Below are 23,217 nucleotides of genomic sequence, written 5' to 3' on the forward strand. Positions count from 1 at the left end.
TATGCCTGCCGCCACCCATATCTATCATAACGGAACCATCCTGACCATGGACTCGCGCGCTTCCACGGCCTCCTGCCTGGCCGTGCGCGGCGACAGAATCGCGGCGGTGGGCGGACCGGATGACGTGGCTCCCCTGCGCGGCCCGGACACGCGGCTCGTGGACCTCAAGGGACGGACCATGCTGCCCGGCTTTTACGACTGCCACAGCCATTATATGCGCGCGGGCATGTATAACGCCCTGTATCTGGACGCCTTTGCCGCGCCCATCGGCAGTCTGAAGACCCTGGCGGAACTGGCCGGGCGCATCAGGGCCGGAGCCGTGGAAACGCCCAAGGGCGAATGGCTGCTCTGCGCGGGGTACGATGATACGGGCCTGGCTGAAAAGCGCCACTTCAGCCTGGCGGAGCTGGACGCCCTTGTGCCGGAGCATCCGTTGTTTCTGCGGCACATTTCCGGGCATTCGGCCTTGTGCAACAGTCTGGCCCTGGCCGCGGCGGGCATCGGCCCGGACACGCCGGACCCGGCGGGCGGGCTGTTCCGGCGGGGGCCGGACCGGGCCCTGACCGGCCTTGTGGAGGAGCCCGCGGCCATGGACAGGGTGCTGGAGGCGGCTCCGGCCATGACCGGCGAACTGTGGCTGATTTCAGCCCGCCGGGCCTGCGAGGACTACTTGGCCAAGGGCGTGACCACAGCCCATGACGGCGGCGTGACCACGGCCATGTGGCACAATTATTTCAAGGCGCATGCGGCGGGCATCATCAGAAACCGGGTACAGCTTCTGCCCAAGCACGGCCTGTTCGACTTCAGTCTGGCCCCGCGCGACCCGGCGCCGGGCGGTTGGCTGACCGGCGACGGCAAACTCAGCCTGGGCGCGGTCAAGCTCTTTCAGGACGGCAGCATCCAGGGCTACACGGGCTATCTAAGCAATCCCTACCATAAGCTTCTCGACGCCGGGCTTCCCGGCCAGTGGCGCGGCTATGCCATCCATACGCGCGCGGCCCTGGCGGAGCTGATCACGGGCTACCACAAAAAGGGCTGGCAGGTCGCCGTGCATGCCAACGGCGACGCGGCCATCGACGACGTGCTGGAGGCCTATGAGCAGGCCCAGAAAGCCCTGCCCGACGTGAACAGGCGTCATATCATCATTCACTGCCAGACCGCGCGCGAGGACCAGTTGGACCGCATCAGGCGGCTGGGCGTGGTGCCCTCCTTCTTTGTGGTGCATACCTATTACTGGGGGGACAGGCATCACGAGATTTTTCTCGGCCCGGACAGGGCCGGGCGCATCAACCCCCTGCGCAGCGCCCTTGAACGGCGGATTCCCTTTACCAATCACAACGACTCCGCCGTGACGCCCATGGACCCGCTGCTTTCGGTCTGGTCGGCCGTCAACCGGCGCACCGCTTCGGGCCGCGTGCTGGGAGAAGAGCAAACAATTCCGGTTCTGGAGGCCCTGCGCAGCGTGACCACCTGGGGGGCTTGGCAGTTTCACGAGGAGCGGATCAAGGGCAGCCTTGAGCCTGGCAAGCTGGCGGATATGACCATTCTGGCCGAAAACCCGCTGGCCGTGGCCCCCCGGCGTCTGCGCGACATCAGCGTCGTCGGCGTGCTGGTGGGCAATGAGCTCGTGTTCGGGGAATGCTGAAACGGCGCGCGGCGAGCTCGCAACACGGCTGCGGCACGGGGGAGAAGCGTGTTTTACGGATGGAAGATCAGCCTGCTTTCCATGGGCGGTAACTTTATGCTGCAGGGCAGCGTGCTTTACTGCATGAACGCCTTCATGGAACCCTTGTGCGAGGTTCATGGCTGGACACGGGCGGGACTCAATCTCAGTATGGGCTTTGCCGCGCTTATGGGGCAACTGGCCATGCCTCTGGCCGCCGCGGTTTCCGCCCGCTGCTCCCTGCGGCGGCTCATGGCCTTGGGGGCGCTGGCGGGCGGCGCTGCCACGGCGGTCATGGGCCTTACCGGGAACATCCTGCTCTATACCCTGCTGTTCACCATCGCCTGGGTCTGCACCCAGTTCTGCGGCGGGGTGGTGGGCAACGCCCTTATGAACAACTGGTTTCATCATTACCGGGGCCGGGCCTTCGGCCTGGCCAACGCGGGGACGTCCCTTTCCGGTGTGGCGCTGCCGTTTCTGAGCCTGGTGCTGATCCGGCATTTTGACGCGGGCACGGCCTATCTGGTTCTGGGCCTGCTGACCTGCGCTCTGGCTCCTCTGACTTGGTTTCTGGTGCGCGACACGCCCCGGGCCATGCATCTGTATCCCGACGGCAGGCGGCGCGAGCCCCGGCGTCCCAGGCGGCCTCCCGCGGAGGTTTCGTTTTCCGGCATGCTGCACGAGCCGCGAGCATGGTTTCTAGGCCTGGCCTTCGGCATGGCCCTTATGGCCGGTTCGTCGATCATGAGCCAGATGAAGCCGCGTTTCGCGGATCTGGGGCTGGAGGCGTACACGGCCATGCTGCTGGCCTGTGCCGCGGCGCTGTTTGCGGCCCTGGCCAAATACGCCTGGGGCTGGGTCTGCGACCGGTTCACCCCGCTTTTCGCCGCGCGTCTGGTCATGCTATGCAGTGCGGCGAGCCTGGGCCTCTGCTTTCTGCCGCCCGGCATCTGGAGCATGACGGCTTTCAGCCTGAGCTTCGGCGGCTGCATCGGCGGCCTGTGGACCATTCTGCCCGCCGTGGTTTCCTATTTTTTCGGCAACGGCAATTTTCTGCCGTCCTACAAGTTTATTTCCATCTTCATCATTCTGCGCAGCGCGGGATTTCCCGTCATGGGACTTTCCCATGACCTCACCGGCAGCTACGCCGCCTCGGACGTCATTTTTGGCGTGAGCCTGCTGGCCTCGCTGGGCCTGACGCTGCTGCTGCGCGAAAGCGAGGCCGTGGAAAGCGCCGCGCGCAGGCATGCGGCGGCAACGCCGAAAAGGATCAGATAAAGGAGAGACGGTCCCGGCCGTCTTTTTTGGAGCGGTACAGGGCCTCGTCCGCGCGCGAGACCAGACTGTCCATATCGTCCGTCTCCTTAATGCGAGTGACGCCGATGCTCAGGGAGACGCCCCATTTTCTGAGTTCCGGGTGCTCGCGCATGGCGGCCAGCAGCCGCTCCAGCAGGGCGCGGCTTTCCTCCGCGTCGGCATGGAGCAGGCCGAAGAACTCATCGCCGCCCCAGCGCGCCACCATGCCGTCTTCGCCCGCATTTTCGCGGGCCAGCCGGGCCGCCAGCACCAGCACGCGGTCACCGGCCAGGTGCCCGTGCCGGTCGTTGATCTGCTTGAAGAAATCCACATCGAACAGAAAGGCGTGGCAGGTCCGCTTCCAGTCGCGGGCGGCCTCCACCTCCCGGCTGATGATGTCGCCCAGCGCGCCCCGGTTGGGCAGGGAGGTCAGTTTGTCCGTGACCGCGAGTTTTTCCAGCATCTTGCCGTGGCGGTTCATGAGATAGGAAATGAGCAGCAGAACGGCGGCGATCACCAGCAGGGCCGTGACCGCGCTCTGGATCAGCTGCACTCTGAAGGCGCTCCGGAGCGGGGAGGTGTCCTTTTCCACAATCAGGTACCAGCCCAGGGTGTCCACATAACGGGACAGCATGCAGATGTTCCGGGAGCCCAAGCCGGACCAGCGCCCCTCGGTTTCATCCTTGTGCCCGAGCAGTTTGTCCTTAAGTTCGGACAGCGGCGGTGTGGCGAAGAGATTGCGGTTTTCAATCAGCGCGTTGTCCGAGGCAACCTGGATCACGCCCACGTCGTTGACCAGAAAGGCCTTGAGCGCGAAACGCCGTTCATAGGAAGTCAGGATGTCCTGGAGGCGGTGCATCTTCATGCCCACGCCCAGGACGCCCAGCAGCTTGCCGTTGTCGTCGTCGACGCGGCAGTTGATGAAGACCGTGAGCGCATTGTGGTCCGCTTCGTCCCGGTCCACGTCCAGGCCGTAGAGGCGGCCGCTTTTCAAAAAGTCGTAGTACCAGGTGTCGCGGGCGTTGCGCGGGGAGATGGTTTTGCCGGATTTGCCTTCATAGTGAAAATAGGTCCGGCTGGCTTGGGAAACAACAAAGACGGAATTGTATTTGAATTTTTTTTGCAGTCCCGCCAGGTAATTCTGTAATTGCCGAATATGGGCGGCGTCGCCGGGGCGCTTTTGCTCCTCCTCAAGCCAGGCCCGCAGGAAACTGTCGTTGGCCATGGACAGGGAGACGGCCACGGGCATGCTCAAGGCCTTGTCGATTTCATGGTAGATGGTCAGGGAACCGAGTTCCGAGATACTGCGGATGTTGTGGTCGAAAACCTGCTTGTAGGCGCGGTGGCTTTCCAGCGTGACGCAGGCGAAACCCAGGATGATGATGCAGCAGACAATGAGTTTGATGTGGCGCAGAATATATTTCATGAGATCCCAGCAACGGAGCTCGCCGCGCGGGCTGCGAACCGCCGTGCGAAAGGCATTTTTGCGGTTCGGCCGAAGCGGAACCGGATACGCTGTTCTGCCACGAAGCGTGTGACGGCGCAAGGCGGCGGGGAAGAAGGCTTTTCCGCGCGGCGGTCAGGGGCAAGGCCCGCTCAATCCGCTTCGCCGCAATGGAAATACGGGCGGCGCTGAACCTTTGCGCGCTCTCGCATATCTCTTTGTTTTCGTTCCTCCCTGCCGTAGACTGCTCATTACCCGAAGGTTTTTTTCAGACGTTGCAAAAACAGCTCGGCGGGTTTTGAAAACAGTTGGTAGCGTTTCCATACAAAATTCACCTCAACGGTCAGGGCCGGATCAAACGGCCTGAAGCAGAGGTTGCTGTTTCCCGTCGTATTCACGAGCCTGTCAATGCCCAGGGCGTAGCCGATGCCTTTTTCAACCATGATCGTTGCATTAAAAAGCAGATTATACGTGGCGACAATATGCAGCTTTTTCACGTCGCGTCTGATCCATTTTGAGAGTCTGTCATCGACAAGCCGCTGGCTTGCGGGAATGAGCGGCAACTCCCACAAGTCTTCGGGGCGTACGGATTTCTGTTCCGCCAGCGGGCTGTCCCTGCGCATCAGCACGCCCCAGGTATCCGTTGCCGGAAGCAGCAGGGATTCATAGCGACTTGTGTTGGCCGGTTCAATTAACAGGCCGAAGTCAAGCAAGCCCTTGTCAATCCGCTCCGTCACGGCATCGGCGTCGCCGCTGAAGATATGAACGCATATTCGGGGGTATTCTTGCTGCAGTGTCTTTATGACCTCGGCGAGACATCCCATGACATGGGTTTCACCGCCGCCGATATAGATATCCCCGCTGACGCCTTCCGGCGGAGCCTGGAATTCGGCTTCGGTTTTCCGCACAAGCTCCAGAATTTCCTCCGCGCGTTTGCGCAGGCGCATGCCTTCATCCGTCAGGGTGATCCTGCGGCTGCCGCGGATGAACAGCGCCGTGCCGAGCTCATCTTCCAGTTCGCTGAGCTGCCTGGAGAGCGTGGGCTGCGTCAGATGCAGATATTTTGCCGCTCCGGTGACGCTTTCCTCTTTGGCAAGCGCCAGAAAATACCGCAATACTTTTATATCCATGGTAATTTTTTCTCCATCCGCGAAAGCAGCCATAATTTAAAGTATGCTTTTAAAGCATTAATTATGATAAAATATAAGTATTTTACATGTATTATGTTGCTGCTTATTTTCCTTTTGCCGGTGCGGGACGGCTTTGTCTGTTCCACCGGGGGAACGCGTCATGTTCTTAACTATAAAACGCAATACAGGGAGAAAACAACATGCAATACGCGCAGCTTGGACGTTCCGGCCTGAAGGTCAGCCGCCTTTGTCTCGGAACCATGAATTTCGGTTTTGTGACGGACGAAGCCGTGGCTTTCAGAATCATGGACGAGGCCGTGGCATCCGGCATCAATTTTTTTGACACCGCCAACGTCTATGGCGGCCCGCAACGCCCCGATATGGAAAAAGGCTTCGGCATCTCCGAAGAAATTATCGGGCGCTGGCTTGAGAAAAGCGGTCGGCGCGACCGGATCGTGCTGGCCACCAAGGTCTATCAGCCCATGGATCTGGGGCCCAACGACCGGCGTTTGTCCGCCTGCCACATCAGAAAGGCCTGCGAAGACAGCCTGCGAAGACTGAAGACCGATCACATCGACCTGTACCAGATGCACCATATCGACAGGCTGACTCCGTGGGAAGAGATCTGGCAGGCCATGGAGCTTCTGGTCCGGCAGGGCAAGGTCCTGTATATCGGCAGCAGCAACTTCGCCGGATGGGACATCGCCACGGCCCAGGCCGAGGCCCGCTCGCGCCGTTTCATGGGCCTGGTCGCCGAGCAGAGCCTGTACAATCTCGCGGTGCGCAATGTGGAACTGGAAGTGATTCCGGCGTGCCGTTATTACGGTCTGGGCCTGCTTCCGTGGAGCCCGCTGGGCGGCGGGCTGCTGGGCGGAGTCCTGCGGGGGGTGAGGGACGGCCGCCGCGCGGCTCCGGAAATGCGGCAGGCCGTTGAGCGCTGCCGTCCCCGGCTTGAGAAGTACGAAGCCCTGTGCGACGATTTGGGCGAACGCCCGGCCGACGTCGCTCTGGCCTGGCTGCTCCATAACCCGGTTGTGGCCGCGCCGATTGTCGGCCCGCGCACTCTGGAGCAACTGACGTCCGCCCTTTGTTCGCTGGATGTCGCGCTTGACGCCGACACGCTTCGCGCGCTCGACGAAATCTGGCCCGGTCCGGGCGGAGAAGCGCCGCAGGCCTATGCCTGGTAAGCAATGTTTGAAAGGCTCCGGTCCCTCTTGCGGGGGCCGGAGCCTTTCAAACATTGCCTGTCTGTTGTTCGCCTTCGGAACAATTTCAAAGCCCATCTCGTCTAGTGTCAAGAGGCCCTAAGCCGCGCCGTCCCGCCACCACCACTGAGCGCGGCGGCAGAGCAGGTCGATATCTCCGGCCGCGGCCAGATTGAGCATCTGGCGGTACTGGCGCACGGCCTCGTGGCTGTGAGGATTGGCCTCGAACAGACCGGCGAAGAGCTGCGCGTCCTCGGTGAGCATCTTGCGCGCCGCGTTCCGGCGGCGGCGGAAGGACGGGGTGAGAAAGGGCAGCAGGTCCTCCTGCCCGGCCAGCAGGGCGAAATAGGCCAGATTGGTGATGAAGTTCATGTTCTGGATGCGGGCCATGGCCTGGTCGTGCTTTTCCGCCGTGGTCTGGAAGGTTCGGCAGCCCAGGGCCGTGAAAAAGCCCTCGGTCAGGTCCAGATCTTTATCCGTGGCGTTGCGGCCGGGAATCACGGCCACGGGCTGGTCCGCATCCGGCTCGGATTGGGGGCCGAAAAGGGGATGAGTGCCCACCACCGGGCCGGGCCAGAGCCGCTCCATCTGGCGCAGGGGGTGTTCCTTGACCGAGGTAATGTCGGCCAGCACTGTATTTGACGGCAGATGTGGGCGGACGCGCAACAGCACGTCCTCGAACACGGCGGCGGGCACGCAGATCAGGGCCAGGTCCGCCCCGGCGCAGGCCGGGGCCAGAATCTCCGGCGTCAGGGGCTGATCCGCGCCCGCCACAGTCAGTCCGGCGGCCCGGGACCTGGCGCAGAGCATGGCCCCCATGCGTCCGGTCGCCCCGATGATGACGGTTTTGGCGGGGGTAGCCGCGCCGGGGAGGTTTTTGCTCGGGCTCATTGCAGTCGGCTCCAGACGTCCCAGAACTGCGGGAAGGACTTGCGCACCACTGTGGGGTCGTCCAGGCGCTCGCGCACGCGCAGGCCGGGATCGCGCAGGCCCAGCAGGGCCAGGGACATGGCCATGCGGTGGTCGTTATGCGCGGAAAGCGTCGCGCCTTCGGGCAGACGCGGCGCGGCGGGCCTGTTGCGGAGGCGTCCGCCCATGCCCCCCGTTCCCCCTGTCCCGCTGACCAGCATGCCGTCCGAAAGTTCGTCCACGGTCACGCCCGTCTTGGCCAGTTCCGTGGCCGGGGCGTTGATGCGGTCCGACTCCTTGATCCGCAGATGGGCCACGTTGCTGATGCGCGTGGAACCCTTGGCAAAGGCGGCCAGCACGGCCACCGTGGGCACCAGGTCCGGGCAGGAGCCCATGTCCAGGGCCACGCCGTGCAGTTCGGAGGGGTACACCGTGACCGCGTCGGGCTCCACCTCCAGACGCGCGCCCATTTTCTGAAGGATGCCCAGCATGGCGCGGTCGCCCTGCAGAGAGTCGGCACGCAGGCCCCGCACACGCACGGCCCTGCGGCCCAGGGCCCCCGCGGCCAGAAAATAGGACGCGCCGGACCAGTCGCCCTCCACCGTATAGTCGCCGGGCCGATATGCGCCGGGCCGCATAGTGACGCGCAGGCAGCCGGGGCGGGCCTCGGCCAGATCGCGCCAGTCTCCTTCCGGCAGGGTCTGCCAGGGGGCGGCCTCGTTCTTGCGCGTTTCCACGCTGAAGCTGATGCCGAAATCCGTCAGACATTGCAGGGTCAGGCCCACATAGGGCCAGGACACGGCTTTGCGCCCGGCCAGCTCTACGCTGAGCGGCGTGGCGCAGAACGGCGCGGCCAGCAGCAGGCCGGAAAAATACTGGCTGGACATATCCATGCCCAGGTGGATTATGCCGTCGGCCAGGGCGGGGTTCAGCCCGTGGGCCTGAAGCAGCAGGGGCGGGCAGCCGGGTTTGCCCTCAAAGGCCACGCCCGCGCCCAGCCGGGTCAGGGCGTCGGTGAGGTCGCCGATGGGGCGCTCGTGCATGCGTTTTGAACCGTGGACGCGGAACAGACCTTCACCGGCGGCCAGTACGGCCGTGAGCAGGCGGCAGGTGGTGCCGGATTCGCGCACGTCGCAATCCAGGGGGCGCCCCCGGCCGCCGCGCGGCGCGCCGCCCAGTCCCTGAACCCGCCAGCCGCCGCTGTTGTTTCCCGCCCCGTTGCCGGAGGCGTCGAGCGCTTCCATGCGTGCGCCCGCGCCGCAAAGAATAGCTCTGGTGCATTCCAGGTCCGCGCTTTCCAAGGTGTGGCGCACCGTGGATTCGCCCCCGGCCAGGGCCGCGCCGATGAGGTAGCGGTGGGACAGGGATTTGGAGGCCGGGGCCGTGACCGTAACGACTGAAGTCTGATCTGTGTTTTGAAGCATGGTCTTACATACCTTGTTCGTCGGAAGCGTCGTCCCCGCTGAGACTCATGCGGTCCAGCTGCGGGCCGGTGGGATAGCTGCCCAGGATGCGGAAGCTGGTGCAGGCGTTGCGCAGCCGCTCCAGCAGGGCGGCGTGGCGCGGGTCTTCCAGATCGCTCTCCACATCAGCGAAAAAGACGTATTTCCAGCACTGGCCGCGCAGGGGGCGGGATTCCAGCTTGCGCATGTTGATGTCATTTCCGGCCAGCAGGTCCAGCACCGTGGAAAGGGAACCGGCCTTGTCCGGCAGGGTGAAGAGCAGGGAGGTTTTGTCCGCGCCGGTGTGGCCGGGCATGGGCCGGGGCGCCATGCCGCTCTGGCCGGGCTGGGCCGATTTGGGGCCGATGATCACAAAACGCGTCCAGTTGCCGGGCTCGTCCTCAATGCGCCGGGCCAGCACGCCCAGACCGAGCATGTCGGCCAGTTTGCCGTGGCCTATGGCCGCCGCGTCCGGCTGGCCCGCCGCGCGCTGTGCCGCCGCGGCCGTGGATTCCACCGGGATCAGGGCCGCGCCCGGCAGATGCGCGCGCAGCCAGCCGCCGCACTGGGCCAGGGGCTGCGGGTGGGAATAGACCGTGCGCACGGCGGCCAGGGCCGGGGCGTTGCTCAGCAGGCAGTGCGAAATGCGCGAAAAAAGCTCGGCCTGAATGAAAACCTCGTGCTTGAGGAAAAGGTCAAAACTCACGCCCACCGTGCCCTGGAGGGAATTTTCCAGGGGCACCACGCCCAGTTCGCACTGGCCGGAGCTGACCTCCTCGAAAATCTGGGTAATGTCTCCGCAGGGGTGAAAGCTGGCCGCGTGGCCCAGATATTCCACGCCCGCGAAATAGGAAAAGGTGCCTTCCGGCCCCAGATAGGCCACGTTCTGCGGGCGTTGCAGGGCGCGCGAGGAAGAGAAGATCTCCCGCCAGATGGCCCGCAGATGTTCCTCCGGCAGGGGGCCGGGATTTTTGGCCGCCAGGCCGTCGAGCACTTCGCGCTCGCGCAACGGCTTGAAGATTATGCCCGGCTCCGTGGCCTTGATCCGGCCCACTTCCAGGCTCAGGTCCGCGCGGCGGTTGAAAAGCCGGAGCAGCTCCAGATCCACGCTGTCGATTTCCTTGCGGATGGCGGCCAGGCGTTGCGCGCCCTCCATTCCGTTTTCCGTATCCCGGCCCTGGGGCCAATGTGCCTTGGCGTCGTCCATGCCCCTAGACCTCCCGGATTTCTTCGCGCACGCGCATGCCGAAATGACGGCCCGCCTCGTCGATGCGGCAGAGCACCGTATCGCCGGGCTTGAGGCCTACCACGCTCAGCGGCGTGCCGTCCGGGCCCGTGAGCCGGATGGTTTCCGCGTTCTGGAGGAAGATGGCGCCGGTTTTGGTGCCGCCCTCGCATTCCACCCGGGCTTCGATCAGGAGCATGGGCCGCACCTCAATCTTGACCCGGCCCAGGGTCGCCACGCTGGTTTCGCCGTCCGCGCCCACGATGAGCACTTCCTGCCCGGCGCGCAGTTCGCCCAGATAGGTGGTCTTGTCGTGGGGCAGGCGCGTGTAGGCGTGCACGGCTCCTGCATTGACCCGGAAAGGCCGTGCGGCCACGTATTCGTTGTGCTCGGTTTCGGCGTGCACCAGAAAGGTGAAGGCGCTGGAATTGCCCACCAGCATGCCCTGGCCCCGGCGCAGCAGGGAGAGGGTGTCCGCGCAGACCCGGTGTCCCAGGCCCACGGGCTCCACGCGGGTAATCACGCCGGGCAGCAGATGCTCGCGGCCCTGGGAGAGCTTGCACTGGGCCACGATGGCCTTGAGCTCGCCGAGAGCTTCGGGCCGCACCACGATGCCGTCCACGCCGCGCTCCAGGATGCCCGCGGCCAGGCGGGCCTCGTCCAGGCTCCCGGCTTCAGCCAGCACCGCGTCGCTCTGGGCCAGCAGATTCTCGACCGGAATGACCTCCCAGCCGCGCGCCAGCACCACGCGTTCGCCGTTTTTGAGGCGGGCCAGCACGGCCTCCTCGTCAGCCTTGACCGTGAGCGCCGCCACGGCCACGTCCTCGTCGGCCCAGACCGGGCAGCGCGACAGCGCCGCCACACGCTCCACATGGTCGCGCGGCACGATGACGCCGTCCACGCCGGATTCCAGAGCCAGGGTGACCTGCCCTTTGTCAAAGGGCGCGCAACGGAAATAGATGCGGGACATGGAGCCTACTCTCCCACGACCTTGAGGGCCTGATCCACGTCGGCGTCCTCGTGCACGATGGAGCGCAGGGCCTTGACCAGATTCACGCGGTTGGGATGCTGGAAGACGTTGCGGCCCACGGAAATGCCCGCGCCGCCCGCCTTGAGGGAATCATGGACCATTTCCAGAATCTGGCGGGTGGATTCCATGCGTTCGCCGCCCGCGATGACCACGGGCACGCAGCAGGCCGAAACCACGTCGGAGAAGCTCTCGATGTCGCCGGTGTAGGGCACCTTGACGATGTCCGCGCCCAGCTCCACGCCCACGCGGGCGCAGTGGGCCACCACTTCGGGATCGTAGCTGTTCTTCACCTGCGGGCCGCGCGCGTAAACCATGGCCAGCAGGGGCATGTGCCAGTTGTCGCAGGCTTCGGCCACCCGGCCCAGGTCGGTGAGCATCAGGCGCTCGTTGGGGTCGCCCAGGTTGATGTGCACGGAGACGCAATCCGCGCCGTGCTTGATGCCTTCTTCCACGGTGCCCACCAGGGTTTTGGTGTTGCCGCAGGGCGAGAGGGCCGTGGAGGCGGAAAGATGGACGATGAGGCCCACGTCCTTGCCCGCGTTGCGGTGGGAGCAGCGCACCAGGCCCTTGTGCATGAGCACCGCGTCCGCGCCGCCCATGGCCATGTCGTTGACGGCCTCGCGCATGTCGATCAGGCCCTCCACCGCGCCGAGGGTGACGCCGTGGTCCATGGGCACGATGATGGTGCGGCCGTTCTCACGATTGATGATGCGCTCCAGACGGACTTTTTTGCCGAGGTACATGGGAAACTCCTTTCTTGTTGTGTGTCAGCATGTTTTGCGGACAGCCCACCTACGGCCGAAAACAAAAAAGGGCCGCAGGTGGTATGCCTGCGGCCCTTTGAACTTGCGGACAATGAACGTCAGCGAAGTTCCCGACCACAGGCTTCGGTAAAGTACGCAAAAAAATACCAGCTGAAGCCGGCGGCGTACGAGGAAGCGGTGGCGGGAACAAATCGGGACATGACGTAAAACTCCGTGTTGAAATGTGAGTAGCCCCGGGCCCGGCGGATGTCAATAAAAAATTACGGGATATTTTTCACGGGAGGTTGTTTGTGGATGCTGAACCTGGCCGCGAAGGCCCTGGCCCCGTTGTGCCGGGGAAAGCTCCGGCCACCTTCCCGGTCAGGCCGTATTTTTTGAAGGCCCGGCCCGAGAGGCTGAACGTGATGGGAACGTCTGGACGCAGGTCCAGGAGGCTGACGCCGCTGAAAATCTCCTGGGCCGGGTTGAGCGTTCCACCGCAGAAACATCGACGCATCCCGTGCCCTTGGGGGCGAAACGCGTGAATTCCGGCGTGCGCTTCCCCTTTACTGTCATATCAGCGGGAGAGAGCGGCGGTTTTTACTCCAGAACGTTGGGAACCTTGTGGTGGAGCCGGGCCGAAGAGGCATCGCAGGGGATGCGAATTTTTTCCGCGCGGCTGCGGGCAGGGAAAAACGGTGCGGTAGAAAAATCTTGTTGACAGCTATTGGGAATTTTGTCACAGCTGAATTACACAAAATGTCAACATTTAACGTGTGACAAAAAATAACGCGCCGGGCTTCCGCATCCGGCCAAACACGCCAAGGAGTTGCCATGAATCTCGCCCGTTTCCCCCGCCGCGGCTATGTGCGGGAAGCCACGCCGCTGGAATTTCTGCCCGCCTTCAGCAAGGCGCTGGGCAACAAGGCCAATATCTGGATCAAACGGGACGACCTGTTGCCCGGCGCGGGCGGCGGCAACAAGACCCGCAAGCTGGATTTCTCCATTGCCGATGCCCTGGCCCAGGGCGCGGACACCATCATCACCTGCGGGGCCGTGCAGTCCAACCACTGCCGCCTGACCCTCTCCTGGGCGGTCAAGGAAGGCCTGGACTGCCATCTGGTCCTGGAGGAGCGCGTGCCCGGCAGTTATAAGCCCGAGGCGTCGGGCAACAATTTTCTCTATCAGCTCATGGGCGTGAAGAGCATCACCGTGGTGCCCGGCGGCAGCCCCATGCCGGTGGAAATGGAAAAACTGGCCGCCAAATTGCGCGCCGAGGGCCGCAAGCCCTACATCGTGCCCGGTGGGGCCTCCAATCCTGTGGGCGCGCTGGGCTACGTGCAGTGCGCCCAGGAGCTCATGCAGCAGATGTTCGAGCGGGGCCTCAACTTCGATCACATCATCGTGCCCAGCGGCAGCGCGGGCACGCATGCGGGCTTTCTGCTGGGCCTGTTGGGCTGCCACATGAACATTCCGGTCACGGGCATCGGCGTGAACCGCAAAAAGCCCACGCAGGAAGAGGCGGTGTACAAGCTCATGCAAGACACGGCCGCATACATGGGCGTGAGCATGGACATCCCGCGCGATGCCGTGGTGGCCTATGACGATTATGTGGGGCCGGGCTACTCCCTGCCCACCGACGCCATGGTGGAGGCGGTCAAGCTCCTGGCGCGCACCGAAAGCATCCTGCTGGACCCGGTTTATTCGGGCAAGGCCATGTCCGGCCTGATGGACCTGGTGCGCAAAGATTATTTTAAAAAGGGCGCGAACCTGCTTTTCCTGCATACCGGCGGTTCCCCGGCGCTCTTCGCCTACCTGGATTCCTTCCGCAAGGATACGTAAACGGCCCGCCGCGCGCCCGTGCGTTCTGACTGAGCCGGGCGCGCGGCTCTTTCCCGTCAGTTTCCCGGCTCAGCCGGGACAAGCGCAAGGAAAAGGACCATGCAGGAAAAAACACTGCGGATGTACGGCGGCATGCTGGGCGGCCTGGTGCCTCTGACCATTCTTGTCATTGGCCTGGTCTGGCTCTCCGTGGCCGGGCGCGGCGGCACCAAGCCCTTCTGGGCCTGCGCCTGGCTGGCCCTGGCCGTGGGTCTGTTTTTCGCCCGCGACAAAGCGGAATACTGCAAGGCCGCCATGCGCGGCATCGGCGACAAGACGGGCATCGTCATCGTTACGGCCTGGCTGTTCGCCGGGGTTTTCGGCAAACTCATGGCCGCCGGGGGCCTGGTCAACGGTCTGCTTTGGCTGGGCATGACCACCGGGGCGCAGGGCGCAATCTTCACCCTGCTGGTCTTCCTGGCGGCCATGCTTTTCGCGCTGGGCACGGGCACCAGCACGGGCACCTGCATCGCCCTGACGCCCGTGCTGTACCCGGCGGGCTACTTTCTGGGGGCGGACCCGGCCATGCTCGGCCTGGCTATCCTGTCCGGCGCGGCCTTCGGGGACAATCTGGCCCCGGTGTCGGACACGACCATTGTTTCCGCGTATACCCAGGGCGCGAGCATGCGCGAGGTGGTGCGCAGCCGTTTTCCGCTGGCCATGAGCGCGGCCGTCATCTCGGGCATCGTCTTTCTGATGTTCGGCGGCGGCGGAGAGGTGCGCGTGCTGCCCGAAATCAAAGCCACGCTGAATCCGTCGGGCGTGTTCATGCTGCTGGCCCTGGTGGTGGTCGTGGTTGCGGCCCTGCGCGGCAGGCATATCATTGAAGCCCTGATTTACGGCAACGTGACCGCGGCCCTGGTGGGCATTTGCGCGGGCACGCTCAAGCCCGGCGATATTTTCGGCATCCCGGCCAAGGCCGGGGGCTCCACGGGCATCATCCAGTCCGGCATCGACGGCGTGGTGGGGGCCATTATCTTCGCCATCCTGATTCTGGCCGTGACCCAGATTCTTGTGGAATGCGGCATCATGGGCAAGATTCTGGAGTTCGCCCAGAAAAGCGTGGTGGCCACCGTGCGCCAGGCCGAACTCTTCATCGTGGGGGTGACCATTCTGGCGTCCATTCCCATTTCGGCCAATGCACCGGCGGAACTTCTGGTGGGCCCCAGCCTGGTGCGTCCCATGGGCGAAAAATTCCGCCTGGCGGCGGCGCGGCGCGCCAACCTCATGGATTGCGCGGTGTGCACTGTCTTCTTCATCCTGCCCTGGCATATCGCCGTGGCAGCCTGGTACGGCGCTCTCTACAGTGCGGCCGAGAGTTACGGCATCGCGGCGCCGCCCATCAGCGCTGCCCTGTACAATCCCTACTCCTGGGCGTTGCTGGCGGTGCTGCTCTTCTCGGTCCTGACCGGTTGGAACCGCCGTTTCGCCGAGTCCGGCGAAAACGGGGAGGCGGCCTAGCAATGCAAACCATCCTGCCCCGGACAGGCCCGATCAGCGGCTGTCCGGGGCAGGGTGATCGCTCCCGCGGGCACGGGAGGGAAAAGGTTCGCCCGCGTCCGGAAATGTTGACATTACGCCGGCGTAAGTCTACCTCATAGGACAAAAACATGAGGAGCCCCCCTTGCCTCAGGTCAAGACGTACAGCGCCCAGGCCATCGCCTATATCAAGCAGCGCCTGCTGGACGGCACCCTTTCGCCCGGCGATCCCATCCGTGAAACCGAGATCGCCGAACACCTCGGCATCAGCCGGGGGCCGGTGCGCGAAGCCCTGCAAAGCCTGCTGCAACAGGGCCTGGTCACGGGTCTGCCGCAGAAGGCCAAGTTCATTCGGCATCTTACGGCGCGGGAGATTGAAGACAGCTATTGCCTGGGCGGCACTCTGGAAGGGGCTTGCATTGTCCAGTCCCTGGAGCGCTGGGATGACAAGGCCCTAGGCGGGGTGGAAGAAATTCTGGCCGAAATGGGGCGTCAGAGCCGCGCCGCCGCCGGTCTGGCCGCGCTGAGCCAGATTGACGAAGCCTTCCACGACGCCCTGCTGGCCCCTTGCCGCAATCGTCTGATGGCGGGCATCGCGCGCAATTCCTGCGCGCACATCTCCAAATTCCTCTACTACAAGTGCTGGGACACGCTTTTTTCACCGCGTGAATTCTATCAGCGGCACGAAGTCATTTACGACGCCGTGCGCGGGCGCGATCCCCGGCATATCCAGCGGACCCTGCTGGAGCATTATGCGGAATCGGGCCGCCGCCTGGCCCTGGTCTGCGGCCGCCGCGAGGACTGAGTCTCCCGGTCGTTCAGCTTCTGACGGCCAGCAACCGGAGCCGCCGGTAATCGGCGACCCACTGCTCCCCGTCCCAGAGGCGCGGCCGCAGGGCGCATTCCACCTCGCGGAAGATTGTCACTTGTTCCGCTTGTTCAAAACCGGCCAGATCCCCGGCGAAAAACTGTTCCAGCCAGTGGGCCAAGCCGTTTTCCCCGCCGGACAGGGGCGTGGGGCGGTCGTAGTCCTCAATCTGGCGGACCTGAAAGCCCGCTGTTTCCAGTTTCCGGCGGTATGCCGCCGGGGTGGGGAAATAGAAGGGCTCGGACCGGGTCCGGCCGCGAGCCGCCAACGCCGAGGCAAAGGCCGAGCATACGGCCGCCACGTTGCCCTGGGCGCCGAATTCGCAGACCAGCAGGCCGCCCGGCTTCAGAACCGCATGCAGGGCGCGCAGCAGCGCGTCCTGATCCTGAATCCAGTGAAAAACCGCGTTGGAAAAGACCAGGTCGAAACGGGCCGTCCAGCCCTGGACGGCCAGACCGGCCGCGTCCAGAACATGGTATTCCGGACCGGGGTACTTTTCGCGCGCCGCCCGGATCATGGCGGCGGACTGGTCCACGCCGATTACCTGCCCGGCTTTCCGGGCCAGGGCGGCGGTCAGCTCGCCGGTGCCGCAGCCGAAATCCAGAATACATTGGCTGGCGTCTTCCGGGACGCAGGCCAGCAGATTTTTGCCGTATTCGGCCACAAAACCATGGCTTTTCCGGTAAAGCGCGGCGTTCCAGTCCATTTTTTTCAGCGCGATCAGGATTTGGCGACAGGGTGGGCCGGTTCCGGGGCCGGAGGGCCGGGCTGGATCGCGGCTTTGGGGCGCAGCTTGCGGGTCTGCAGACGCTGCTGCACAAAGTCGGCGGCTTTGACGCCCTCGGGTACGGCGGAAAGTGGAAATTCCGCCCGGCCCAGGTTGCGGTGCCCGCCGGCGGTGCCCACGTCGTAAAAACAGGCGTCGGCCAGACGGCCGATGTCCCTCCCGCCGTCGCCGCGAAAGATCACGATCACGGTTTTGTCCACAATGCCGCTGACAGCGATCCACTTCAGGCCGTGCACGCGGGTAAAGAAGTCGGCAATGGCCACCAGCAGGTCCGCGCTCTTGATTTCGCCGAGCGTGGCGTGGGCTCCGCCGCCCCGGCAGTCGGTGAGCGAGCGGAAGGCGCGCGAAAAGAGCGGCAGCCAGGCGCGCAGATATTCGCTGCGGGCGATCCGGCGCAGCAAGTTGTTGTCCGCATGCTGGGAGAGCCACTGGTAGGCGCGCAAATCTTCCTCGCCGCCGGAACGCTCAAAGGCCGCCGTGTCCGTACGGATGCCGTAGAGCAGGGCTGTTGCCAGCAGCGGGCCTGGGCGCATGCGCAGAGCCTGGAGAAGGCGGGTCATCATGGTGCTGGTGGCGCCGATGCCGGGCCGGATGTCGCAAAAGGCCGTGGGCGTGGTGCAGTCCGTGAGATCCGTCAGGGGATGGTGGTCGATGATCAGGTCGTAGGAAATGCCCGCGAAGGCCTGATTGTGCCGGGGCTGGGAGTCCACCATGCCGAAACGGGTGTACTGCCCCGCCTTTTCCGGCTGCCAGGGTTTGGCCGGGATGCGCAGATAACGGATCATGGCCAGATTGTCCGGCCGGGTCACCTCGTTGATGCGCATGATGTCCACGCTGTGCACCTTGTGCAGCATGAGCCGCTTGAGCGCCACGGCCGAAGCCAGGGCGTCCGGATCGGCATTGATCATGATGCACCAGCGGTCGTCCTTGTCCAGATTTTGCCGCCATTGCTTGAAACTGGCGATGTGTTCGGCGTTGACCGGCATGGCCCTCCCCTTGGCCTTCTGGAACAGTTCAGGCATGAAAAGTGTCAACTGCTCCAGGGTAGATTACCTTTGGCACGCTATACGTTTCAAAGGGGTCATTCCGGCAAAAAACGCGGTTATCGCCGGAATCCACGCCGCGTTGCTCTCGATGCCCGTACGCCCTTTGGGCTACAGGCACGGCCCTACGGGCCGCCCGTCGGGTCGGTCTTCGCGGCGCGCCGCACCGTGTTCGGCGTTAGGGCGTTTCAACGTTGAAATGCCCTGATAGGCGTTATAGCAGCGCTGAGAATGATCCTTTCGCCCCTGATAAAGAACAAAAATTTTTCATGAATGCGTATTTTCATATGGCTGTGCGTTCGGGGCCGTTTTTTCCGGCAGGGCTTCGCGGGCCAGCGCCGCCAGCACGGGCAGTGATGCCGCCACGCCCGGCCAGTGAAAAATTTCCGCCAGATGAACAGCCGTATGCGGCAGACGGCCCATGAGAGCTGCCGCCGTGCGGCGTTGCCGCATTGTGAATTTCGTCAGCGGGAGGTGTTGATCCATCCTGCCGGGCGCGCTCCAATGAACCAGGGCCGCTGTTTCCGGCAGCTCGGAATTCAGGAGATGGTCTTGAGCATAGCCCAGGAGATGCCCTACGTCCAGACAGAGGCCCAGCCCGTGGTCCGCCGGAAAGGTTTTTCCCAATTCCAGCACGTCACAGGAATCCACATTCTCCAGTAAAAGGGGGATGCGGCTGCGGGCCTGCCAGCGGGCCGCGAAAGCGCGCAGCAGGCGGCGTTTGTGCGCCGGGGAACCTGCGGGCGGGTGCAGCACGGCCAAGCCCGGATGCAGATAGGCGGCTCCGGCGCAGACCGCCAGGGCCAGATCCGCCGCGGCCGCCGCTTCGGCTTCGGCCGCCGTCCCGTGGCGGGAGGGCCAGGGCAGGTCCACGGGCAAGTGGACGTGGCAGCGCAACGTCCCTGATTCCGAAGGTTCCGCCAAATCCGGCGGCAGATCATTTTCGTCGTACTTCAGGCAGGCCTGGGCTTCAAAAAAGCAGAGGGCCATCTCGTCCACTCTGCCGCTCAGAAAACGCGCGTTTTCCGCCACCGTGCCGGGCAGCACAAAGGAGGGCGCGGCCAGGCGGCCCGCCAGGGGATGGGCCGTGGATTGCCCGCTCATGGCCGGGTCTCCGGAGAGACCGGAAACGCCAGGGCGGCGGATTCACGCCGCAGGCTCGTCACCAGGCGGGCTAGGCGCGGTTCGTCCAGCGCCCGGCGCTCAGGGGAATCAGCGGCCGCCGGGACAAGGGCCTCATACAGGCGGAGGGCCAGGGCCGCCCAGGCTCCGCCGGGGCTTTCCCGGTCGGCGCCGTCGGCCGGGCTGTGGTGGCAGAGTGTTTTGTCCAGAAAATCGTCCGCGAACAGCGTCAGCTCCGCCGGGTCCAAGGGCAGATTCAGAAAATGTCCCAGGCGTTGCAACTGGTGTTCGGGCTTGCGCAGCAGAAGGCCGTAGTCCGCCAGCAGACGCGGCAGGCCGATGCTGCCTTCCAGAGCGTCGAGCATGTATGCGAGCCAGAGGGCGTGGCTGTGTTCCGCGTTCAGGCGGTCCCGCTGCCACAAGGAATGGGCCACGCTTTCCGGGTGGCGCAGGGCGATGCAGCAGTGCGCGCGCAGGCCTGAAGCCGCCAGCACCGGCCGCCAGAAGGGCAGCAGGCGGCTCATGCGCGGGTCTTTGAGGCCTGGAATCGCCTGTCCGGCGCTTTTTTCGCGCAGCAGCCCCAGGGCCGTGACTCCCGGCGGACCGGCGGCCAGCCGCCGCAACGCCGCCGCGTCCGGCGCTTCCGGGCTGCGCCAGGTCAGGCCCAGTTGGGCCAGCAGAGCCTTGTTGAAGGCATAGAACCCGGCATCCTCGAAAAAGCCCTTGGGATTGCAGGGGTGCGCGGGCAGCAGGTTCTTGCCCAACGCGACCCCCAGAACCCGCAGGCCCCTGGCCAGCGTGCTGGTGCCGCTGCGGTGCATGCCCAGCACCAGCACGAGACGGCCGGGGGCGTTCATGATTACAGTAGGTTTTGCGCGGCCCAGCCGTGGGCTTCGGCCGCTTCCTTGGTTTTGGGGCCGCCCAGCACGCAGACCGCGCCTTGGCGCGCGGCTTCGGCCAGCACGTCGGCGAACTCGCTGAAATGCCGCTCCGTGGTGCCCAGAATTTCCTCGCGCATCCGCTGGCGGATCTCGTCCGTATCGCCGGTGAGCCAGCGCGCCAGGGACTGGGCCCCCTTGGCGTCGGGCAGCAGGTAGCTGTCCAGATCGCCCACCGCGCCCACAATGGCCTGGGTCAGCTGGGCCTTGTCCGGCTTGAAGCCGTGCAGAAAGTCGGCCATGCCGTCATAGGCGGCCAGGGTCTGGTCCACATTGGGGTCGCGGTAGGAGGCGCAGACCAGGGTGCCGCCCAGGCGGTCCAGCATGCAGAAGGCCCCGTAGGCTCCGCCGCGCACGCGTACCTGCTCCCACAGGTATCCCATGCGCAGATAGCGCAGAATCACGCTGGCCGAGCCGTGGTAGACATAACCCTGGTCATAGATGTTGGCGGCTTTGCCCACGTAGTTGATCTGGGCCGGGGCCAGGAAGGCCTCGGCCATGGGCAGGTCGCGCATGGGCCCGGCTTCGTGGTCCGTGCGTTCCGGGCCGTTGGAAGGCAGCTCGGCCAGCAGGGCGCGGGCCCTGTCTTGGGCCAGGGCCAGGCCCCCGGCTTCGGCCGTGCAGTCAAAGACCGCGTCGGAAGCGGACATGACCAGGGCCCGCAATTCTTCCAGATCGGCCAGCAGGGCCTCCGGCTGCGTTTCCAGCTGTTCCAGCAGGCCGCGTATTGAAGCCAGATAACTTACGCCGCCGGTGCGTTCGGCCAGCGCGCCCGCGCCGGTGAAATGCGCGCGCAGCCGCGTGCCCACCGCCGTATGCCCGGCGGCCTGCAGGCCGTGCTCCAGGCGGGCCTTGCCTTCCAGCAGCATCTGCCTGAGACGCTCGCGGGCCACGGCGGGATCGCGCAGGGGCTCCAGCAGGATTTCATGGAAGATGCCGAACAGGTCCGGAATCTTGTCGTAGACCGCCTTGCCCGCCAGGCTCAGATAACTGAAGGTGCGGCGTTCGCCCCTTGTGGTGCCCAGCAGGGTGTCGGCCCCGACGCCGCCGGTCTTGGCCGCCATGTATGCGCCGAGCTCCGTGAAGTCGCGCCGTGCCGTGCCCAGTTCGGTGAGGGAACGGGCAAAGAGCGGCAGCAGGGGGACCAGACGCTCGGGCAGGCCTTTCAGAGGCAGTAGCAGATTGGCGTAGGCAATGCCCCTGGTGGGCAACTCGTGGCTGAGGCAGACTTCCGGCAGACGGGATTCGGCGCGGGGAATGGCGGCGTTGCGGCGCGGCAGGTCGTCCAGGCCCAGAGCCGGGATGGTCGCCAGGGCTTCCGGGCTGTCCGGCGCGGTCTGGGCCTCCTGCAGGCGCAGGGTTTCTTCCACCAGCGCCGCGCGCCGCTCCGGCCCCGCTTCGGCCTGGACATCGGCCAGGCGGGCGCTTTCCGCCTCTTCGCGGACTTTGCCCAGGCCGGCGTCCGGCAGCAGGACCACGGTAGCCCGGTGCTCGTTGTTTAAAAACCACTGGCGGATGGCTTCCTCAAAAACTTTCTCGCCCCTGGCCAGGCGCTCCTTGATGGCCGTGAGCGGTCCTTCCCAGGCCAGGGGGGCCAGGGGGTCGCCGTCGTACAGCCAGGTGGACAGGGCCTGGATCATGGCCGCCAGACCGCGTGGGAAGCGGCCGGAATTGTTTTCGCGATAGGCGAATTCCACGCTGTTCACCGCCGCTTCCACAGCCGCCGGGTCAATGCCTTCCTCGGCCAGTCGGGCCAGCGTGTCGAAAATCAGCAGTTCGGCCTGCTGCACGTCGTCGGGAGCCACGCCCTTGAGACCTGTGGAATAGTACATCTGGCGCAGGTCCGTTTCCAGGCCGCAGCCCGTGGTGTCCTCGCCCAGGCCGGAACCGATCAGAGCCTTGCGCAGCGGCGAACCGGGCAGGCCTTCCAGAATGTGTTCCAGCATTTCCATGAGCAGGGCCTGGCCCACGTCGCCGCGCTCGCCCAGCAGCCAGTTGACCGTGAACAGGGCGCGCTGTTCGCCTTCGGCCGCCGCATAGGGCACCTCGATCTGGCGCGGCACGTCCCGGCGCGGCTGCAGGGGCACGGCGGAATCCGCGGGCCGGGCCGTGTAGCCCGCCAGGGCCGCGTCCAGCAGGCGCAGGCGCTCGTCCTCGGGATCGTCGCCCCAGAAGAAGAAGCGGGCGTTGCTCGGATGATAGTAGCGGCTGTGGAAATCGTGAAAGGCCTGGTAGGTCAGGTCCGGAATGCGCTCGGGATCGCCGCCGGAATCCAGGCTGTAAAGCGTGTCCGGGAACAGGGCCTGCTGGCTCTGCTCGGCCAGCACGGAATCCGGCGAGGAATACACGCCCTTCATCTCATTGTAGACCACGCCCTTGTAGGTCCAGGGGCCGTCGGCGCTTTCCGCCTCCACGTGCCAGCCTTCCTGGCGGAAGATATCCTCGCTGATGCGGGGATGAAAGACCGCGTCGATGTAGACGTCGATGAGATTGTAAAAGTCGCGCAGGTTGGCGCTGGCCACCGGATAGCAGGTCTTGTCCGGAAAGGTGAAGGCGTTGAGAAAGGTTTGCAGCGAGCCCTTGAGCAGCTCCACGAAGGGCTCCTTGACCGGATACTTGTCCGAGCCGCAGAGCACCGAATGCTCCAGAATGTGGGCCACGCCCGTGGAATCCGTGGGCGGCGTGCGGAAGCTCACGCCGAAGCATTTGTTTTCGTCCGCATTGACCACGGAGAGCAGTTGCGCGCCCGTAATCTTGTGCTGCCAGAGGCGGGCCGTGCCGCCCACTTCCGCCATGTCCCGTTCCGTGAGCAGGGTGAAGCCGTGTTTGTCCATGTATGGGGTATCCTTGTGCTTGAGTTCGTCGCTGAGGCCGGAAACCGGCAAGCACACTATAGGTAGGGAACACGGCTTTGAAAAGGGGCCGGGGCGTCCCCGCGCGCGGCGGGCTCCGGTTTGGGCGACGGGTAGTGGGCGGCGGCGCGGATCGCGCTGAAAAAGAATATTTCCGAGC

Annotated in this window: 18 protein-coding genes; 6 read left to right on the forward strand and 12 right to left on the reverse strand. The window is 64.7% G+C overall.

The genetic code is table 11. From position 1 onward, the window contains the following. Position 1 precedes the first annotated feature (1 nt). Both HMPREF1022_RS08200 and HMPREF1022_RS08205 read left to right on the forward strand, forming a co-directional pair. Positions 2 to 1,645, forward strand: a complete 1,644-nt coding sequence (locus HMPREF1022_RS08200; RefSeq protein WP_009302731.1) for an amidohydrolase — start codon at positions 2 to 4, stop codon at positions 1,643 to 1,645. A gap of 48 nt (positions 1,646 to 1,693) precedes the next feature. Continuing rightward, positions 1,694 to 2,941 carry an MFS transporter gene (locus HMPREF1022_RS08205; RefSeq protein WP_008683403.1) on the forward strand — a complete coding sequence of 416 codons (1,248 nt, stop codon included), beginning with the start codon at positions 1,694 to 1,696 and terminating at the stop codon, positions 2,939 to 2,941. On the opposite strand, the gene HMPREF1022_RS08210 is transcribed toward HMPREF1022_RS08205, so the two are convergent. Then, entirely contained in the window at positions 2,934 to 4,385 is a 1,452-nt protein-coding gene (locus HMPREF1022_RS08210) for a sensor domain-containing diguanylate cyclase (RefSeq protein ID WP_009302733.1), read from the reverse strand. The genes HMPREF1022_RS08205 and HMPREF1022_RS08210 overlap by 8 nt on opposite strands. A gap of 269 nt (positions 4,386 to 4,654) precedes the next feature. Continuing rightward, positions 4,655 to 5,533 (reverse strand): LysR family transcriptional regulator, encoded by an 879-nt coding sequence (locus tag HMPREF1022_RS08215; RefSeq protein WP_009302734.1) that lies wholly within the window; start codon positions 5,531 to 5,533, stop codon positions 4,655 to 4,657. 200 nt (positions 5,534 to 5,733) lie between these two features. Between HMPREF1022_RS08215 and HMPREF1022_RS08220 the strand changes: the two genes are divergently transcribed. Then, on the forward strand, positions 5,734 to 6,720 hold the full coding sequence (locus HMPREF1022_RS08220) for an aldo/keto reductase (RefSeq protein WP_009302735.1): 987 nt from the start codon (positions 5,734 to 5,736) through the stop codon (positions 6,718 to 6,720). 117 nt (positions 6,721 to 6,837) lie between these two features. On the opposite strand, the gene HMPREF1022_RS08225 is transcribed toward HMPREF1022_RS08220, so the two are convergent. The 5 genes from HMPREF1022_RS08225 to HMPREF1022_RS08245 are packed head-to-tail and all read right to left on the reverse strand — an operon-like array spanning position 6,838 to position 12,087. Beyond that, positions 6,838 to 7,629 carry a prephenate dehydrogenase/arogenate dehydrogenase family protein gene (locus tag HMPREF1022_RS08225; protein WP_009302736.1) on the reverse strand — a complete coding sequence of 264 codons (792 nt, stop codon included), beginning with the start codon at positions 7,627 to 7,629 and terminating at the stop codon, positions 6,838 to 6,840. Beyond that, positions 7,626 to 9,071 (reverse strand): 3-phosphoshikimate 1-carboxyvinyltransferase, encoded by a 1,446-nt coding sequence (locus HMPREF1022_RS08230; RefSeq protein WP_009302737.1) that lies wholly within the window; start codon positions 9,069 to 9,071, stop codon positions 7,626 to 7,628. The genes HMPREF1022_RS08225 and HMPREF1022_RS08230 overlap by 4 nt, the downstream gene beginning before the upstream one ends. A 4-nt stretch (positions 9,072 to 9,075) precedes the next feature. Further along, positions 9,076 to 10,296 carry a prephenate dehydratase gene (gene pheA / locus HMPREF1022_RS08235; protein ID WP_009302738.1) on the reverse strand — a complete coding sequence of 407 codons (1,221 nt, stop codon included), beginning with the start codon at positions 10,294 to 10,296 and terminating at the stop codon, positions 9,076 to 9,078. A 4-nt stretch (positions 10,297 to 10,300) separates the two neighbouring features. Continuing rightward, complete coding sequence (locus HMPREF1022_RS08240; protein ID WP_008683412.1) at positions 10,301 to 11,284, reverse strand: 3-dehydroquinate synthase II family protein; 984 nt, start codon at positions 11,282 to 11,284, stop codon at positions 10,301 to 10,303. Positions 11,285 to 11,289: 5 nt separating this feature from the next. Beyond that, on the reverse strand, positions 11,290 to 12,087 hold the full coding sequence (locus HMPREF1022_RS08245; RefSeq protein ID WP_008683413.1) for a 2-amino-3,7-dideoxy-D-threo-hept-6-ulosonate synthase: 798 nt from the start codon (positions 12,085 to 12,087) through the stop codon (positions 11,290 to 11,292). A gap of 834 nt (positions 12,088 to 12,921) precedes the next feature. On the opposite strand from HMPREF1022_RS08245, the gene HMPREF1022_RS08250 reads away from it, so the two are divergent. The 3 genes from HMPREF1022_RS08250 (at position 12,922) to HMPREF1022_RS08260 (ending at position 16,252) form a co-directional block, all read left to right on the forward strand. Beyond that, complete coding sequence (locus HMPREF1022_RS08250; protein WP_009302740.1) at positions 12,922 to 13,929, forward strand: D-cysteine desulfhydrase; 1,008 nt, start codon at positions 12,922 to 12,924, stop codon at positions 13,927 to 13,929. Between the two features lie 99 nt (positions 13,930 to 14,028). Next, entirely contained in the window at positions 14,029 to 15,429 is a 1,401-nt protein-coding gene (locus tag HMPREF1022_RS08255; RefSeq protein ID WP_009302741.1) for a Na+/H+ antiporter NhaC family protein, read from the forward strand. 163 nt (positions 15,430 to 15,592) lie between these two features. Further along, complete coding sequence (locus HMPREF1022_RS08260) at positions 15,593 to 16,252, forward strand: GntR family transcriptional regulator (RefSeq protein WP_009302742.1); 660 nt, start codon at positions 15,593 to 15,595, stop codon at positions 16,250 to 16,252. A 13-nt stretch (positions 16,253 to 16,265) separates the two neighbouring features. On the opposite strand, the gene HMPREF1022_RS08265 is transcribed toward HMPREF1022_RS08260, so the two are convergent. The 5 genes from HMPREF1022_RS08265 to HMPREF1022_RS08285 all read right to left on the reverse strand — a co-directional run bounded on the left by HMPREF1022_RS08265 (position 16,266) and on the right by HMPREF1022_RS08285 (position 23,039). After that, the gene (locus HMPREF1022_RS08265) at positions 16,266 to 17,021 is read right to left on the reverse strand and encodes a class I SAM-dependent methyltransferase (RefSeq protein ID WP_009302743.1); all 756 of its coding nucleotides are present in this window, start codon (positions 17,019 to 17,021) and stop codon (positions 16,266 to 16,268) included. A gap of 14 nt (positions 17,022 to 17,035) precedes the next feature. Beyond that, positions 17,036 to 18,124 (reverse strand): DHH family phosphoesterase, encoded by a 1,089-nt coding sequence (locus HMPREF1022_RS08270; RefSeq protein WP_009302744.1) that lies wholly within the window; start codon positions 18,122 to 18,124, stop codon positions 17,036 to 17,038. 288 nt (positions 18,125 to 18,412) lie between these two features. Next, on the reverse strand, positions 18,413 to 19,249 hold the full coding sequence (gene cbiR / locus HMPREF1022_RS08275; RefSeq protein ID WP_009302745.1) for a cobamide remodeling phosphodiesterase CbiR: 837 nt from the start codon (positions 19,247 to 19,249) through the stop codon (positions 18,413 to 18,415). After that, on the reverse strand, positions 19,246 to 20,124 hold the full coding sequence (locus HMPREF1022_RS08280) for a sulfotransferase family protein (protein ID WP_009302746.1): 879 nt from the start codon (positions 20,122 to 20,124) through the stop codon (positions 19,246 to 19,248). The genes cbiR and HMPREF1022_RS08280 overlap by 4 nt, the downstream gene beginning before the upstream one ends. A 2-nt stretch (positions 20,125 to 20,126) precedes the next feature. Then, positions 20,127 to 23,039, reverse strand: a complete 2,913-nt coding sequence (locus HMPREF1022_RS08285; RefSeq protein ID WP_009302747.1) for an insulinase family protein — start codon at positions 23,037 to 23,039, stop codon at positions 20,127 to 20,129. Between the last annotated feature and the right edge of the window lie 178 nt (positions 23,040 to 23,217).

This window comes from Desulfovibrio sp. 6_1_46AFAA (assembly GCF_000224635.1).
Lineage (GTDB): Bacteria > Desulfobacterota > Desulfovibrionia > Desulfovibrionales > Desulfovibrionaceae > Desulfovibrio > Desulfovibrio fairfieldensis.